This is a genomic window from Streptomyces sp. NBC_00091 (assembly GCF_026343185.1).
Taxonomy (GTDB): Bacteria; Actinomycetota; Actinomycetes; order Streptomycetales; family Streptomycetaceae; genus Streptomyces.
Window position 1 is genome coordinate 1,319,515 of record NZ_JAPEMA010000001.1, and the last position, 14,827, is coordinate 1,334,341.

General features: G+C 72.2%; 14 protein-coding genes and 1 riboswitch. Of the genes, 4 read left to right on the top strand and 10 right to left on the bottom strand.

Annotated elements, in window-relative coordinates; genetic code table 11:
- Positions 1–54: 54 nt before the first annotated feature.
- Positions 55–639: a Uma2 family endonuclease gene (locus OOK34_RS05570; protein ID WP_267032746.1), complete on the bottom strand. Its 585-nt coding sequence runs from the start codon at positions 637–639 to the stop codon at positions 55–57.
- Between the two features lie 79 nt (positions 640–718).
- Here OOK34_RS05570 and OOK34_RS05575 point away from each other — a divergent pair, with 79 nt between their 5' ends.
- From OOK34_RS05575 to OOK34_RS05590, 4 genes are all read left to right on the top strand, one after another.
- Positions 719–1,213, top strand: coding sequence for a GNAT family N-acetyltransferase (locus OOK34_RS05575; RefSeq protein ID WP_267032747.1), 495 nt, complete (start codon positions 719–721; stop codon positions 1,211–1,213).
- A 76-nt stretch (positions 1,214–1,289) separates the two neighbouring features.
- Positions 1,290–1,345, top strand: a riboswitch (cobalamin riboswitch).
- Positions 1,346–1,511: 166 nt separating this feature from the next.
- Positions 1,512–3,911 carry a ribonucleoside-diphosphate reductase subunit alpha gene (locus OOK34_RS05580; protein ID WP_267032748.1) on the top strand — a complete coding sequence of 800 codons (2,400 nt, stop codon included), beginning with the start codon at positions 1,512–1,514 and terminating at the stop codon, positions 3,909–3,911.
- Positions 3,911–4,927, top strand: coding sequence for a ribonucleotide-diphosphate reductase subunit beta (locus tag OOK34_RS05585; RefSeq protein WP_267032749.1), 1,017 nt, complete (start codon positions 3,911–3,913; stop codon positions 4,925–4,927). The genes OOK34_RS05580 and OOK34_RS05585 overlap by 1 nt, the downstream gene beginning before the upstream one ends.
- Positions 4,928–4,959: 32 nt before the next feature.
- Positions 4,960–5,943, top strand: a complete 984-nt coding sequence (locus OOK34_RS05590) for a hypothetical protein (protein WP_267032750.1) — start codon at positions 4,960–4,962, stop codon at positions 5,941–5,943.
- A gap of 229 nt (positions 5,944–6,172) precedes the next feature.
- Here OOK34_RS05590 and OOK34_RS05595 read toward each other — a convergent pair whose 3' ends face one another.
- The 9 genes from OOK34_RS05595 to OOK34_RS05635 all read right to left on the bottom strand — a co-directional run bounded on the left by OOK34_RS05595 (position 6,173) and on the right by OOK34_RS05635 (position 14,801).
- Positions 6,173–7,192 (bottom strand): hypothetical protein, encoded by a 1,020-nt coding sequence (locus OOK34_RS05595; RefSeq protein ID WP_267032751.1) that lies wholly within the window; start codon positions 7,190–7,192, stop codon positions 6,173–6,175.
- A gap of 94 nt (positions 7,193–7,286) precedes the next feature.
- Positions 7,287–7,922: a peptide deformylase gene (gene def, locus OOK34_RS05600; RefSeq protein ID WP_267032752.1), complete on the bottom strand. Its 636-nt coding sequence runs from the start codon at positions 7,920–7,922 to the stop codon at positions 7,287–7,289.
- 58 nt (positions 7,923–7,980) lie between these two features.
- Entirely contained in the window at positions 7,981–8,976 is a 996-nt protein-coding gene (locus OOK34_RS05605) for a hypothetical protein (protein ID WP_267032753.1), read from the bottom strand.
- A gap of 104 nt (positions 8,977–9,080) precedes the next feature.
- Positions 9,081–10,382 carry an HD-GYP domain-containing protein gene (locus OOK34_RS05610; RefSeq protein WP_267032754.1) on the bottom strand — a complete coding sequence of 434 codons (1,302 nt, stop codon included), beginning with the start codon at positions 10,380–10,382 and terminating at the stop codon, positions 9,081–9,083.
- Positions 10,379–11,797 (bottom strand): HD-GYP domain-containing protein, encoded by a 1,419-nt coding sequence (locus OOK34_RS05615; protein WP_267032755.1) that lies wholly within the window; start codon positions 11,795–11,797, stop codon positions 10,379–10,381. The genes OOK34_RS05610 and OOK34_RS05615 overlap by 4 nt, the downstream gene beginning before the upstream one ends.
- A 196-nt stretch (positions 11,798–11,993) precedes the next feature.
- A complete protein-coding gene (gene rsrA / locus OOK34_RS05620) occupies positions 11,994–12,296 on the bottom strand; it encodes a mycothiol system anti-sigma-R factor (protein WP_267032756.1) in 303 nt (100 codons plus the stop codon).
- Positions 12,293–12,937, bottom strand: a complete 645-nt coding sequence (locus OOK34_RS05625; RefSeq protein ID WP_007266438.1) for a sigma-70 family RNA polymerase sigma factor — start codon at positions 12,935–12,937, stop codon at positions 12,293–12,295. The genes rsrA and OOK34_RS05625 overlap by 4 nt, the downstream gene beginning before the upstream one ends.
- Before the next feature lie 314 nt (positions 12,938–13,251).
- Positions 13,252–13,923 carry an alpha/beta family hydrolase gene (locus OOK34_RS05630; RefSeq protein WP_267032757.1) on the bottom strand — a complete coding sequence of 224 codons (672 nt, stop codon included), beginning with the start codon at positions 13,921–13,923 and terminating at the stop codon, positions 13,252–13,254.
- Positions 13,924–13,985: 62 nt separating this feature from the next.
- Positions 13,986–14,801, bottom strand: coding sequence for an SOS response-associated peptidase (locus OOK34_RS05635; RefSeq protein ID WP_267032758.1), 816 nt, complete (start codon positions 14,799–14,801; stop codon positions 13,986–13,988).
- Positions 14,802–14,827 lie beyond the last annotated feature (26 nt).

The following is a 14,827-nucleotide window of genomic DNA, read 5'->3' on the forward strand; positions in this document are numbered from 1 at the left end:
GTGCACGAAGGGCCCCGCCGTCCCGCATCGGGACGGCGGGGCCCTTCGGCGTGCTCAGCGCACCCAGTCCTTGAGGACCTCGGTCTGGAGGGTGATGCCGACGGGGTCGGGGAGTTCGACGTCCTTACCGAAGGGGACGGTGCGGACCGTCTCGTACCGACGCCCGTCGGGCTCACTGTGGACCGAGACCACACAGCTGTCCCTGTCGATCAGGAGGTAGACGGGGATGCCGGTCTCCGCGAAGGCCCGAGGCTTCTCGATACGGTCGCGCCGGTCAGTGTCGGAGTCGTACGAAGTAACCTCCACAACCATCAGGACAGGATCCGGGGCGACCCATTCGCCTTGCGCCTTCATGAAGCCACTCGGTGCCAGGACTCCATCAGGCCGGGCACGCCCCTCGCGATAATGCTGCACCTTCAATCCCTGCTCGCCATAGAGGAACAGCTCGGGTCGGTGCTGGATGCAGATGCGCATGAGCCACTCGATGATCAGCCCGTGGTCCCCGTCCGGCACGGCCTTGACTCCCAGCTTTCCGTCGATGAATTCCAACCGCAGCCCTTCGACCTCTCTGGCGCCTATGCGTGCCAGGGACTCGAACTCCTCGGTCAGCATGTGGGGGCGGTCGGTCATCACGGTCATGCCTCGCTCACCTTCCATCGACGGTGCTACCTCCGACCATAGCGCCGGGCACCGACAGCCGTCCTGCACACTCGAACCCATGGACATCGTGATCAGGGTGGCACTGCCCACCGAGTACGACCGGCTGGGTGAGATCACCGCGCAGGCCTACGTGGGTGACGGACTGCTGGGCTCCGGCGAGGCGTTCTACGTGGCCGTGTTGCGCGATGTCGCCGGCCGGGCCGCCGACGGCGAGGTGCTCGTGGCGGTCGACGAGGGCACCGTGCTCGGCGGTGTGACCTTCGCCCCGCCCGGGAGCCCGCTGGCCGACATCGCCGGGCCCGGCGAGGCGGAGTTCCGGATGCTGGCCGTCTCCCGCGAGGCGCGCGGACGCGGCGCGGGCGAGGCCCTGGTGCGCGCCTGCATGGCCCGCGCCCGGGAACTGGAGGGCGTCACGCACCTGGTCCTCTCGACCCAGAGCGGCATGACCGGCGCCCAGCGGATCTACGAGCGGCTCGGCTTCATCCGCACGCCCGAACGGGACTGGGCACCGGTTCCCGGCCTGACTCTGCTCACCTACCGCCTCGAGCTGTAGCCGCGCCGACACAACATGTGGGGGGTCGCGCATCCGCGGCCCCCCACATGTATGCTCATCCTCGCTGTCGCCGCAGGGGAATCCGGTGCGAATCCGGAACTGTCCCGCAACGGTATGAAAAGTCCGAGGACCTGCCGACAGTGCGCCCGGCTCGACCGAACCGGGTGCCGATTCGTCCGGGCCTCGCGGTTGGGCCGGTGGACGCCATGCGGCGGTGTACGCGTTCCCGCCACACCCGCATGTGCCTCCCCGTGCTCCGACCCGCCGATGACCGGGCCGATTGAGGGAGAGCTCCCCCGTGACCATCGCGCCCGCCGCACCGCGCGCCGAGTCCGACCAGCCCGCCGAGCAGAACGGATCTGGCGAAGGTCCCGGGACCGCGCTCCTGCGCACCCTCACCGAGCTGACGGCCGACCTCCCCGACACCGACCCCGGCCGGGTCGCCGCCGCCGCCCTGCGCGGCCGCAGCGCCGCCGCCGACGAGGCCGAGCTGCGCGGGCTGGCCACCGAGGCCGCGGCGGGCCTGATCTCCGAGGACCCGGCGTACTCCCGGCTCGCCGCCCGGCTGCTGACGCTGGCCGTCGCCGACGAGGCGGCCGGCCAGGGCTCCACCTCCTTCGCCGAGTCCGTCGCCGTCGGCCACCACGAGGGCCTGATCGCCGACCGCACGGCCGAGTTCGTCGCCACCCACGCCACCCGCCTGAACGCCCTGGTCGAGCACGCGCTCGCCGAGGGCGCGGACGACCGCTTCGGCTTCTTCGGCCTGCGCACCCTGCACAGCCGCTACCTGCTGCGCCACCCGATCACCCGTCAGGTGATCGAGACCCCGCAGTACTTCATGCTGCGCGTGGCCTGCGGCCTCGCCGAGGACGAGAGCATCCAGGCCCTCGAGGAAGTGGCCTCGCTGTACCGGCTGATGAGCCGCCTCGACTACCTGCCGTCCTCACCCACGCTCTTCAACTCCGGCACCCGCCACCCGCAGATGTCCTCCTGCTACCTGCTGGACTCCCCGCTGGACGAGCTGGACTCGATCTACGACCGCTACCACCAGGTCGCCCGCCTCTCCAAGCACGCCGGCGGCATCGGCCTGTCGTACTCCCGCATCCGCGCCCGCGGTTCGCTGATCCGCGGCACCAACGGCCACTCCAACGGCATCGTGCCGTTCCTCAAGACCCTCGACGCCTCCGTCGCCGCCGTGAACCAGGGCGGCCGCCGCAAGGGCGCCGCCGCCGTCTACCTGGAGACCTGGCACGCGGACATCGAGGAGTTCCTCGAGCTGCGCGACAACACCGGCGAGGACCAGCGCCGTACGCACAACCTCAACCTCGCCCACTGGATCCCGGACGAGTTCATGCGCCGCGTGAACGCCGACGCCGACTGGTCGCTGTTCTCCCCGGCCGACGTCCCCGAGCTGGTGGACCTGTACGGCGAGGAGTTCGACGCCGCCTACCTCAAGGCCGAGGCGGCCGGGCTGGCCAAGAAGACCATGCCGGCCCGCGACCTGTACGGCCGCATGATGCGCACCCTCGCGCAGACCGGCCAGGGCTGGATGACCTTCAAGGACGCCTCCAACCGGACCGCGAACCAGACCGCGCTTCCCGGCACGGTCGTGCACTCCTCGAACCTGTGCACCGAGATCATCGAGGTCACCAACGACAGCGAGACGGCCGTCTGCAACCTCGGCTCCGTCAACCTCGGCGCGTTCGTGGCCGGCGGGGAGATGGACTGGGAGCGCCTGGACGAGACCGTCCGCACGGCCGTGACCTTCCTCGACCGCGTCGTGGACATCAACTTCTACCCGACCGAGCAGGCCGGCCGTTCCAACGCCCGATGGCGTCCGGTGGGCCTGGGCGCGATGGGTCTCCAGGACGTCTTCTTCAAGATGCGCCTACCCTTCGACTCCGCCGAGGCGAAGGCCCTGTCCACGAAGATCTCCGAGCGGATCATGCTGGCCGCGTACGAGGCCTCCTGCGACCTCGCCGAGCGCAGCGGCCCGCTCCCGGCCTGGGCCGAGACCCGTACCGCCCAGGGCGTCCTGCACCCCGACCACTACGGCGTCGAGCCGACCTGGCCCGAGCGCTGGGACGCCCTGCGCGCCCGGATCGCGAAGACCGGCATGCGCAACTCCCTGCTGCTGGCCATCGCCCCGACGGCGACGATCGCCTCGATCGCGGGCGTGTACGAGTGCATCGAGCCGCAGGTCTCCAACCTCTTCAAGCGCGAGACCCTGAGCGGTGAGTTCCTCCAGGTCAACGGCTACCTGGTGGAGGAGCTCAAGAAGCTCGGCGTGTGGGACGCGCAGACCCGCGAGGCGCTGCGCGAGTCCTCCGGCTCCGTGCAGGGCTTCGGCTGGATCCCGGCGGAGGTCCGCGAGCTGTACCGCACGGCGTGGGAGATCCCGCAGCGCGGCCTGATCGACATGGCGGCGGCCCGTACGCCGTACCTGGACCAGAGCCAGTCGCTGAACCTGTTCCTGGAGACGCCCACCATCGGCAAGCTCAGCTCGATGTACGCGTACGCCTGGAAGCAGGGCCTGAAGACCACGTACTACCTGCGCTCGCGCCCGGCGACGAAGATCGCCCGCGCCGCGTCCGGCGCCGCCGTCCCGGCCGCCGCCACCCCCCTTCCGCAGGCCGTCGACGCCGAGGCGCTGGCCTGCTCCCTTGAGAACCCCGAGTCCTGCGAGGCCTGCCAGTAATGAGCTCCAACGACCAGAAGAACCTTCTCGACCCGGGCTTCGAACTGACCCTCCGCCCCATGCGCTACCCGGACTTCTACGAGCGCTATCGGGACGCGATCAAGAACACCTGGACGGTGGAGGAGGTCGACCTCCACTCGGACGTCGCCGACCTCGCGAAGCTGACCCCGGCCGAGCAGCACATGATCGGGCGTCTGGTCGCGTTCTTCGCGACGGGCGACTCGATCGTCTCGAACAACCTCGTGCTGACGCTGTACAAGCACATCAACTCCCCGGAGGCGCGCCTGTACCTGTCGCGCCAGCTGTTCGAGGAGGCCGTGCACGTCCAGTTCTACCTGACGCTGCTCGACACCTACCTGCCCGACCCGGACGACCGCGCGGCCGCCTTCGACGCGGTCGAGGAGATCCCCTCCATCCGCGAGAAGGCGCAGTTCTGCTTCAGGTGGATGGACTCGGTCGAGAAGATCGAGCGCCTGGAGACGGCCGCCGACCGCCGCCGCTTCCTGCTGAACCTGATCTGCTTCGCCGCGTGCATCGAGGGCCTCTTCTTCTACGGCGCCTTCGCGTACGTGTACTGGTTCCGCTCCCGCGGCCTGCTGCACGGTCTGGCGACGGGCACCAACTGGGTCTTCCGCGACGAGACCATGCACATGAACTTCGCCTTCGAGGTCGTGGACACGGTCCGCAAGGAGGAGCCGGAGCTCTTCGACGACGCCCTCCAGCAGCAGGTCACCGACATGTTGAAGGAGGCCGTCGAGGCGGAGCTGCAGTTCGGCCGCGACCTGTGCGGTGACGGCCTGCCGGGTATGAACACCGACTCGATGCGCGAGTACCTGGAGTGCGTCGCGGACCAGCGCCTGGTCCGCCTCGGCTTCCCGCCCGTCTACGGCTCGCAGAACCCGTTCTCCTTCATGGAGCTCCAGGGCGTCCAGGAGCTGACGAACTTCTTCGAGCGCCGCCCGTCGGCCTACCAGGTCGCGGTCGAGGGCACGGTCGACCTGGACGAGGACTTCTAGTCCGGACCCGCCACTTGAGCGAGGATGCCGGGATGCGACACATGACCGCGTCCCGGCTCCTCGCTTTCGGCGCTTCCGGGGGCGACACCCGGGCCTGGCTCGCGCACCCGGTGCCGGCGGTGCGGGGGGCCGCCGCCCTGGCCCCGGCGCTGGCGCGGGATCCGGAGGCGGTGCGTTCGCTCGGCCTGCTGGTGCGCTCCCCGCGCGCCTTCGGCGACCGGCGGCTGTACGAGGCCCTGGTCGCGGCGGCCTGCGCCCGGGCCGGGGATCCGGACCGGCTGTACGAGGGCGCCCTGGCGGCCCTGCCGTACGCGCTGCGGGGCGCGGGCGTGCCCTGCCCGCTGCTGGGGCCGTACCTGCGCCGCTTCTTCCCCGCCGGACCAGTGCCCGGCGACGCCTACGCGCGTGCCTTCGCGCACGCCCTCGCCGGTGAGGAGCCCCTGTGGTCCGGGGCCCGGCGCGCCGCCCGGGAGGCCACCTTCGCCGCCGCCGGGCTGCCGGGCGACCGGGAGCACTGGCGGGAGGCGGCCCGCGCCCCGTCCCGGCCGTACACCGCCGCCGACCTGCTGGTCCTGGAAGGGCACCAGGCCGTCCGGCTCCAGGTGGGCCGGTGGTTCGGCGCGGGCCGCGAGGACCCCGGGCTGCCGGACGCCGTGGTGGGGCGGCTGGCCGGCTGGCTCGGGCCGGGCGCCCGGATCACCGTGCACGGCCCGCTCTCCTTCACCGCCGAGGCGGCGGGTCCCCCGCTGCCGGCCGAGGTCCCCTTCGAGACGCCGTACCGGCCGGGCTTCCCCTGGTTCCGGCTCTCGCTGGTCTCCGCCCTGTGCTCGCGCGTCACCGTGCGGAACTGGGACGGTGCCCGGGTCTGGGAGCAGCGGTGGGCGGACGGGATCGCGCTCAGTGCGCGACGCGACCTCGGCGCCACGCGGCGGACCGGGTACCGGGCCGGTTTCCGGCTCGACGGGGACTGGCTGCCGGACGGGGCGTCGCTGACCGCGCACGGACGGCCGCGCTGAGCTGCCCGCCGCGCCTTCCGCGGGCCCCGGGCAGTGGCCTGACCGGCCACCCCAACGGCCGGTAATCGACCCCTACTTGACATTCGGGCAGCGTAGGTCTGGCCGGGGCCGCCGGGCGGTGATGTCATCCGGGTGCGCCCGTAAAGCCCCCCACACACGAAGGCCCCGCTCCGGTTCCGGAGCGGGGCCTTCGTACGGGTGCGGCGCGCGGACTGTCCTTGCGGGCGCGCTACTTCTTGCAGGTGACGTTGGCGGTCGCCTGCGCCGTCTTGCCCTTCGAAGGGCCACTGTCGATCACGAACTTCTGGGTGAGGGTGGCCGTCGTCGCGCCGGCCGGAACGGCCGCCTGGTCGGTCACCGTCTTGGGCTCGGCGTCGCCCCCGGAGAACTCGATGGTCCCGGGCACCTTTCCAGAACTGCGCTCCCAGTGGAACTGGATCGTGCCGGTGCCGGAGCCCAGGAAGCTCGCGGTGAACTTGACGCCCTGGGCGCAGTCGGCCTCGCCGGTCGCGGGAAGGGCCGTCACCCGCAGCTGGCGGATGGTGACGTTGCGGGAGGTGTTGCCCTTCTGGCGGTCCTCCTTGCCCTCCTTCTCCCCGACCTTGCCGCCCTTGGCCTGGCCCTCCTTGAAGCCGGTCTCGTAGCCCTTGCCGTATCCGTTCTGGAAGGCCGAGAGCGCGAAGTCCTGGCACTGCTCGGCCGTGAGGCCGGGCTTCTTCTTGAAGGCGTCGTCGTAGCTCTGGCGGTAGCTGTCCGCGAAACCGTCCTCGCGGCCGTCCTTGAGGCCCTCGGTGTGGCCCAACTGGAAGGCGTCCCTGTTCAGGCTGACCGGGTCGCAGGCGGGGGGCGCGTTCCCGACGGTCGCGGTGACGGTCTTCGTGTCCTTGCCCAAACCGCCGACGGCACGGGGGAGGAGGTTCACGGTGACCGTCCTGGGACCCGGTTTGGCGTCCTTGAGGACCTCCATGAATCCGTCGTGGGTCACCGAGGTGCCCGGGGCGCCGAGGTCGAAGCAGCTGGTGCCACCGCCACCGTCCATCTTCGCGCTGATGCACGACTTCTGGCCCGCCGGCGCCTTGTGGTTCATCACGACCACCTTCACCGAGGCCCGGGCGCCGGGGGTCAGCGTGCCGGACACTTCCGCGGAGACGATCGACGCGTCTGCGTCAGCGACGGCCACCGGGGCGTACACCAGGCACAGCCCGGCGGCCACCGGGAGGACGACAGCCACGCGCTTGCAACGCTTCATGGTGGATCCTTCCGCGCAACCCTCCCCTGGGTGAGTTCGCGGCGTGCGTCACTTCCATGCTGGCCCGCCCCGTGGACCGTGTCGAACGGAGCTGCTACGCGTTCGGGACGACCTCGTAGCGCGGGGTGTTCTCCGCCATCTGGCGCAGGGCGTCCTTGCGGTCGCGCTTCGAGAGCCGGTCGATGTACAGGTACCCGTACAGGTGGTCGGTCTCGTGCTGGAGGCAGCGCGCGAAGTAGCCCGTACCGCGGACCTTGATCGGGTTGCCCTGCGCGTCCTGGCCGGTGACCTCGGCGTAGTCCGGGCGGGCCAGCGAGGCGTAGGCGGTGGGCACCGACAGGCAGCCCTCGTTCGAGTCGTCGAGCACGCGCGAGCCGGCCGGCAGTTCCACGAGCTTCGGGTTGATCACGACACCGGTGTGCCGGACGCCGTCGTCGTCCGGGCAGTCGTAGACGAAGACCTTCGCGTCCACGCCGATCTGGTTGGCGGCCAGGCCCACGCCCTCGGCGGCCTTCTGGCTGGCGAACATGTCGTCGATCAGCTGCGCCAGCTCGTCGCCGAAGTCGGTGACGTCCTTGCACTCGCGGTGCAGCACCGGGTTGCCGACCACCGTGATCGGGCGGGCGGTGCCGCGCTCGCGGTAGGCCAGCTCGCGCGCCTCACAGTCCTCGGTGTCCACGACGTACCCGTCGTTCACGACCTCGACGACCTCGTTCTCCTGCTGCGCCATGTCCGCCGTACGCCTTCCCTCAAGTCCGTGGTGTGCCCGTACAGCCTACGGCCCAGGGTCAGCAGACTTCCTCGAGATCCCGCCACTCACGGCTGTCGGGGCTGTCGGCCACCCAGCCGTCGAGGAGCCCGCGCACCAGACCGGCCGGCGCCGCGATGCCGCACTCCCGCTCGGGGACCCACAGGGAGCCCGAGCCGGCCGTGCGGTGCCCCAGCGGGCCGGGGTGGCCCGGTTCGCTGTGGTCGTGCGGGTCCAGGTGGTCGCCGTTGCCCTCGCCGCTGGGCATCGCGCTCTCCGAGCAGGTCCGGCACAGCAGCCGCACCGAGGAGGACCAGTCCTCGGCGGCGAAGCCGGCGTCCGAGGCCAGCTGCTCCAGGGCGTCGCGGTCGGCCTCGGTGGCCGCCTCCAGCAGCACCACCCAGGTCGGCACCGGCGAGGGCGCCCACAGCTCGATCTCGTCGAAGACCGGGTACGAGGGGCCGGCCGCGGTGATCCGCTCGCCGTGCGGCACCCCGTCGTGCAGGACGACCTCGCCCCAGCGCCGCCCGGAGGAGGGCAGCGGGATGGACAGGACCTCCATGCGGGCCGGATCGAGCCTGCGGCCCCACACGACCTCGGCCTCGCCCTCGGGCGACAGCCGTACGGCGGCGCTGCCGAGCTCCATGCCGACCGGCTCGCCCGTCCCGGCCGTGCTGTGCGGGTCCCCGGGCACCTTCAGCCCGTACGCCTGCCAGGCCCGCCGGGCCAGCGGCCAGTCCTGGAGGGCGGTCGCGGCGATGCCCACGTTCCACCAGTCCGGGGCGCCGGTCTCCCGGTCCAGCAGGGCGACGGCGCGCAGCCCGGCGGCTCTGGCCTGCTCCCAGTCGTGCCGGAACTTGTGCAGCAGGGCCAGGTTGAACCAGGACTCGGACAGCCAGGGCTCCAGGTCCGCCGCCCTGGTCAGCAGCGCACCCGCGTCCTCGTACCGACCGTCGCCGATCAGGGTGAACGCGCGGTCGGTGGCCTGCCGCCACGAGGCGGAGGGCCGATGCCGTACCTTCCCGAAGATCCTCACGATTCCCGCCTGCCGGTCCCACGGTGCAGCCTTGCGGACACCCTCACGGACACTCCTACTGCATCCAACCATGCCCGCTCGGACAGCCGCTCATTACCCATGGGTTACCCCGGTGGAACGGGAACGACTCGGGCCCGTCCGCCCCTGGCCAGAACCCTCGCCAGACACTCCACGACCTCCGGCTGGTAGTCGCGCCCGGTACCCAGGCGCAGCTGCTCCAGGGCGGCCAGTGAGCCGCCCGGGTGACGGCTGCCGCCAGCCAGATCGTCGTACGCGTTGACCGCGCGCACGATCCGGGCGGCGACGGGCTGCTCACGGTACGGGTCCGCCTGGCGCTCCACGATCACCGCGACCTCCGCCGGCACCCCGGTCTGCCGGGCCACCTCCCCGCCCAGCTCGGCGATCCGGCGGGCCTCGGCCGCGGGCAGCCCGGCGGTGGCTCCGGCGGGGACGGGGTCGACGAGCGAGAGCTGGCCGATGTCGTGCATCAGCGCGGCGTACTCGAGCACCGTGAGCTCGCGCTCCGACAGGCCCAGGTCCCGGCCGACGGCGCAGCTCAGGGCGGCGACCCGGCGGGCGTGCCCCGGCGCGGTGTAGCCGGCGATCTCGGTGGCCCGGGCGAGGGAGGTGATGGTCTGGCGGTAGGTGGTGCGGACGGCGGTGATCCGGTGGAAGGACATCTGGGTCAGCAGCAGCGGCACGCTGAAGACCGGCAGGGCCCACGGGCCCGCCACGGCCACGCCGAGGGCCATCACGACCCCGGTGGCGCAGATCGCCGAGCCGATGCCGAGCAGGGCGCGCAGCTCGTCGCGCAGCAGGGGCCCGTACGGCCATCCGGTGCGGGCCCCGGCGAGCGCGGCGGCGAGGACGGCGTCGCAGAGGGCGGTGAGGCCCAGCAGGAGCAGCAGGAACAGGACGAGGTACGGGCCCTGCCCGACCCACACCTCCAGCCGCCCGGAGTTGTAGAGCGGCTGGAAACAGACGGCGGCGAAGGCCACGGTGAGGACCCGGCGGGCCACGTGGTCCAGGGCGGGGCCGTGGCCCCGGGCGATGTGCGGGACGGTCCCGGCGAGGGCGGCCGCGACGACGACGGCGACGATCTGGAGCACCCCGTGGTGGGTGGGGTGTCCGGCGTTCTGCCCGAGCAGGGCGTAGGCGAGGGCTCCGGCGGAGCCGAGCGGTGCGGGCTGGCGGTCCCCGGCGGGGAGGTGCCCGGCGGGGAGGTGCCCGGCGGCGTCGCGGTGGTCGCGGTGGTCGCGGCGGGCGAGTTCGCCGATGGTGATCAGGGTGGCGAAGGCGAGGGCGGTACCGGGCTCGACGACGCCGGTCCACAGGGTGTGGCCCAGCCCGGCCGCGGTGAGCAGGCCGGCGGCCCCGCGCACCGCCCAGACGGCGACGGCCCTCACCGTCCACCGCCGTCGCGGGCGGCCGGGGCCGGCTCCCCGCCCTGGGCGGGCATCGCGGGCAGTCCCGCCGGGGGCGGGGAGCCCGCGGGCATCGCGGGCGGTCCCGCCGGGGGCGCATCCGGTCCGGGAGACCCGCCGGGGATGACCTGGAGGTCCTCGTCGGAGGTGACCACCGGGTGCCAGCCGTGCCGGGCGATGGCGGTGACCAGGGCCCGGACCATGGCCGGGTCGAACTGTGCCCCGGCGCAGCGTTCCAGCTCCGCCAGGGCGGTCGCCACGGGCCGGGCCCGGCTGTAGGAGCGGGTCGAGGTCATCGCGTCGAAGGAGTCGGCCACCGCCACCACGCGGGCCAGGACCGGGATCTGCTCGCCGCTGAGCCCGTACGGGTAGCCGGAGCCGTCGACCCGCTCGTGGTGGTGCAGGATCGCCGACCGGGCCTCGCCGAGGAAGCCGATGCCCCGCACCATCTCGTGTCCGTACTCGGGGTGCAGCTCGATGACGCGCCGCTCCTCGGAGGTCAGCGGCCCGTCCTTGCGCAGCAGCCGGGTCGGTACGCCCAGCTTGCCGACGTCGTGCAGGATCCCGGCGATCCGGACCACTTCGAGGCGGTCGTCGGCCATGCCCAGTTCGCGGGCGATCATCTCGGAGGCCTGGCCCACCCGTTCGCTGTGCCCGCGCGTGTAGCGGTCCTTGATGTCGACGGCCTGGACGAGGGAGCGGATCGTGGCCCGGTGCGCGGCGCGCTCGCGGTGGTACTGGGCGAAGACCCAGCAGGAGATGTACATCGGCAGCAGGACGAGCAGCGCGGCCGGAACCCCGTACGGGCTGCGCCACATCACGGCCATCATCAGGCCGGCGAGTCCGTGCACGCAGTGCGGGGCCAGGGACCGCGTGGCCAGGCCCCGCCAGGCGGCGCCGGCGGGCCGGCCTTCGGCGGCGGCCAGGACGGCCCCGTCGAGGGCGGTGAGCACCAGGCAGAAGACGACGGCCGCGACGGCCGCGGGGAGCATCACGTACGGGAAGTCGGCCGCCCCGCCGAGGAGTCCGTAGGCCTGCCCGGCCGCCCACGCCGCCGTCGACTGCTGCGCGGCGTGCCATACCCGGCGCACCCCTGCGGGGCGCTGGACGACGCTCTGGGCGAATCCGCCGGGCAGTGCCACGAGCGCGGCGGCCTCGGGCGGCAGCAGGAAGACGGCGGCCATCAGCACGGGGAAGAAGGAGCCGATCCCCTCGGGCACCCGGCGGCCCAGGAGCGGGACGGTCTTCACCAGCTCGCAGCCGAGGTAGAGGACGGCCAGCAGGGCCACGGCCGGCCCGGGGGTCGAGGGGCGCACGAGGGCCGGGGCGACGCAGGCCGCGGCCGCGAGAACGGCGGCCAGTACACAGGCGCGCGCCATCGGCGGAAGTTCCCGCATGGCGCTCTCCTCCCCTGAGCCGTGCACACCGGGTACCGAAATCAAACCAGTACCGACAGGGGAGAATAGGTGGGCCCCCGAACGGAGCGGGGCACATTTTCGCATTGCACCGTACGGGCGCCCCCGGATTAGCACCTTCGAGTGAACGAAGTGGGCTTCCGGGGGCGGAAGTTCGACCGTGCGTGCAGCCGGTTGATCAGCCGGGTGCGGGTCCGGCGGTGATGTCGTGATCGGGCACGGCCTGACCCGAACGGATCAGTTCGATCCGTCCCATGACCTTGGAACGCAGATCGGTCGGCACGTCGTCCGAACCGCAGCAGCGCTTGACCAGCTTCTTCACGGCCTGCTCCAGGCCGTACTTCTCCAGACAGGGATTGCACTCGCCGAAGTGCGTCTCGAACTTCGTGCAGTCGCTGTCGGGCATCTCGTGGTCCAGGAACTCATAGAGATGGTCCAGGACCTCAGCGCACTCCGTCTCGTGCGGCTCTCCGCAGCTCATGAGCCCGAGCCTTTCAGGTCGTTCGACTCTCCCGCGCCGGCGGGGACCAGCCCGCGCTCACGGGCATAGTCCTCCAGCATTCCGCGGAGTTGACGGCGGCCACGGTGCAGTCGCGACATGACCGTACCGATGGGTGTACCCATGATGTCCGCGATCTCCTTGTACGCAAAGCCCTCTACGTCGGCAAGATAGACCGCGATGCGGAACTCCTCGGGAATGGCCTGCAGCGCTTCCTTCACATCGGAATCCGGCAGGTGGTCGAGCGCCTGCGATTCGGCGGAACGCAAGCCCGTCGACATGTGCGACTCGGCGCGCGCCAGCTGCCAGTCCTCGATCTCCTCCGCGGCGCTGCGCTGGGGCTCGCGCTGCTTCTTGCGGTAGGAGTTGATGAAGGTGTTGGTCAGAATGCGGTAGAGCCACGCCTTGAGATTGGTGCCCTCGCGGAACTGGTGGAAGGACGCGTACGCCTTCGCGTACGTCTCCTGGACCAGGTCCTCGGCGTCGGCCGGGTTGCGCGTCATGCGCAGCGCGGCGGAGTACATCTGGTCGAGGTAGCCGAGGGCGTCCCGCTCGAAACGCGCGTTGCGCTCAGCGGTCGTCTCCTGTGCCTGGCCTTCGTCGGTCCCAGCGACAGGACCCACCTCCTCCGACAGCGTGGCGGCTCCGAAAGCGGATCCGCTCGAATCGGAGAATAGTCGACCATCCTGGCCCTCCGCCGCTCGAAGCGAGCCGCGCTTGGGGGCAGGCAGTACCGTCCAGTCCAGGTCAGCGGCCTGCGGACGGTTCTGGCTGATGACCTGGGTCATGCGCTCCCTCTCCTCCGACGTCTTTCTCCTGCGTTCCGACACTCCGCACAACAGGCGGCCGGGGCGGCGCATTCCCGGGCGCCCCAAGGGCTTTCGGGATCTCCGGGGGCCGCGCGGGGGGCGGGTGAGCTGGATCACCCCGGAATCTGTCAGGTCGGCTCGGGCCGGGTCCCCGCGATGAGCCGGTCGAGCCACGGCGCCACCGCGCCGGTGATCACCGCGAGGGCCTCCTCCTGGGTCGGCCCGGCCTTCTTCGGCACCGCGAAGCCGTGGTCGCCGAAGGGCACCTCCACGAGCTCGTACGGGTCCTGCGCGCCCGACGGCGGGAACTCCCCGGGCCGCCCGAAGGGGTCCCGGCCGCCCTGGACCACCAGCGTGGGCCGCCCGGCGTCCAGCAGCTCGGCGGCCCGGGAGCTCTCGGGCCGGCCCGGCGGGTGCAGGGGGAACGCCAGCGCGAGCACCCCGGCCGCGCCCAGGGCGGCGGCGGTCCGGCAGGCCACCCGGGCCCCGGCGCTGCGCCCGCCGGCCACCACGGGCGGCCCGGGCCGCTCCAGCGCGGGCCACAGGGCCCGCCAGCCCTCGTCCAGCACCTTGGGCGCGGCGGCGACCTTCTTGCCGGCGACCCGCCAGGGCTGTTCGACGAGGGCCACGGTGACGCCCCGGGCGGGCAGGGCGGCGGCCAGGGCCTGGAGGTCGCGGGCCTCGATGCCACCCCCGGCGCCGTGGCCCAGGGCCAGCACCAGCCGCGCGGCGCGGGCGGTGTGCCAGGTGATCCGGGCCTCTCCGGCGGGGGTGTCGACGCTCTCGGTACGCGTGGTCATGCCCCCATCGTGCACGGCCCGCGGGCGCGCGGCGGGCAAGCGCGCAGGCGGCCGGCAGGCGGCTAGAAGAGGGTGGCTTCCTCGGGCGCCTCCAGCTCTCCGAGCAGCTCGGGCCCGTTGTTGCGTACGTTGCTCACGGCCGTGGACACCGGGTACGCGCGCATCAGCCCGCCGGGCGGCGGCGCCAGCAGGGCGCGCAGGCCGTTCTCGTCGGTGCGGGCCGGGTCCAGCCAGGCGTCCCAGCGGTCCGGGGTGAGCATCAGGGGCATCCGGGGGTGGATCTCGGAGAGCGAGCGCGGGCCCTCGGCGGGCGCCACCCCCAGCGGGGTGGTCTCGGCGTCGGCGGTGATCACCGAGCAGGTGGCCCACCAGGCCTGCGGGTGGTCGGCGGGCAGGGTCGCGTCGCGCCAGAACTCGTAGATCCCGGCCATCGCGAAGACGGAGCCGTCGGCGGGGAGCACGAAGTAGGGCTGCTTGCGGGCCCGCTTCTTCTTCCCCTCGACCTCCAGCTCCCGCTCGTCGTACGCGGTGACCCACTCGTAGTACCCGTCGGCGGGGACGATGCAGCGGCGCTGGGCGAAGGGGCGGCGGAAGGAGGGCTTCTCGTGCAGGGTCTCGGACCGGGCGTTGATCATCCGGGCCGCGCCCTCGGGGTTCTGCGCCCAGGAGGGGACCAGGCCCCACTTCAGCACCCGCAGCTGGCGAACCGGACGCGGGTCCCGCGCGTCTTTGAGGGGACGGTCGAGGACGACGTGGACCTCCTTCGTCGGCGCCACGTTGAAGTCGGGGGCCAGCGCCTCCTCGGGCTCCCACCGCTCGATCCCGAATATCCCCGCCAGCTCCTGTGGCGTCCGACTCGCCGCAAACCTTCCGCACATGCTCTTCCACCCCTCTGGCCTGCATG

Bases quoted from the DNA above. Each gene is read 5' to 3' on its own strand.
- OOK34_RS05595 (WP_267032751.1), bottom strand. From the start codon at position 7,192: ATGAAGCGTTGCAAGCGCGTGGCTGTCGTCCTCCCGGTGGCCGCCGGG.
- OOK34_RS05575 (WP_267032747.1), top strand. From the start codon at position 719: ATGGACATCGTGATCAGGGTGGCACTGCCCACCGAGTACGACCGGCTG.
- OOK34_RS05590 (WP_267032750.1), top strand. From the start codon at position 4,960: ATGCGACACATGACCGCGTCCCGGCTCCTCGCTTTCGGCGCTTCCGGG.
- rsrA (WP_267032756.1), bottom strand. From the start codon at position 12,296: ATGAGCTGCGGAGAGCCGCACGAGACGGAGTGCGCTGAGGTCCTGGAC.
- def (WP_267032752.1), bottom strand. From the start codon at position 7,922: ATGGCGCAGCAGGAGAACGAGGTCGTCGAGGTCGTGAACGACGGGTAC.
- OOK34_RS05635 (WP_267032758.1), bottom strand. From the start codon at position 14,801: ATGTGCGGAAGGTTTGCGGCGAGTCGGACGCCACAGGAGCTGGCGGGG.
- OOK34_RS05570 (WP_267032746.1), bottom strand. From the start codon at position 639: ATGACCGTGATGACCGACCGCCCCCACATGCTGACCGAGGAGTTCGAG.
- OOK34_RS05630 (WP_267032757.1), bottom strand. From the start codon at position 13,923: ATGACCACGCGTACCGAGAGCGTCGACACCCCCGCCGGAGAGGCCCGG.
- OOK34_RS05615 (WP_267032755.1), bottom strand. From the start codon at position 11,797: ATGCGGGAACTTCCGCCGATGGCGCGCGCCTGTGTACTGGCCGCCGTT.
- OOK34_RS05585 (WP_267032749.1), top strand. From the start codon at position 3,911: ATGAGCTCCAACGACCAGAAGAACCTTCTCGACCCGGGCTTCGAACTG.